This is a genomic window from Vibrio sp. S234-5 (assembly GCF_000960595.1).
Lineage (GTDB): Bacteria > Pseudomonadota > Gammaproteobacteria > Enterobacterales > Vibrionaceae > Vibrio.
The window spans coordinates 1-385 of the sequence record NZ_JZAM01000443.1; the positions used below are offsets into that span (position 1 = coordinate 1).

Consider the following 385-nt stretch of genomic DNA (forward strand, 5'->3'; position numbering starts at 1 on the left):
CCCATTGGCCGATTTTTGTCGTGGAGCCCAACAGCGACAAACTGTGCTGGCTCTACCCTGTCGGAAGAGAAGAGGCGGAAGTTCAGGGCCGTATCACCATTTCATATGACCCCGCCATGTTTGGCGCACGGGGTGAGTTTAACGAGGTGGAGTTGCCACCCCAACTGGATCCGCAGCTCTACCAGCTTGGGGAACGCTGGGCGGGAAATGCTCTGGAGCTTGGCACTGGGTTGGCAACGCTCAACTACTTATCCACCACTTGGCGCAAAGAGCAGCGGCTTGAGGTCGAGCTTTCCGACACGCAACAAGACTACCGGGAACTGAATATCCTGCTGGCAGGCTTGCGTGAGGCCAAAATCGCCACCTACGAAAATGGGGTACTCAC

The 385-nt window shown here is 56.6% G+C and carries 1 protein-coding gene; it reads left to right on the plus strand.

Annotated features, from left to right (window positions below):
• Positions 1 to 385 (plus strand): DUF1887 family CARF protein (locus tag UF06_RS22915; RefSeq protein WP_045572524.1); only part of this gene is annotated, 385 nt, incomplete at both ends.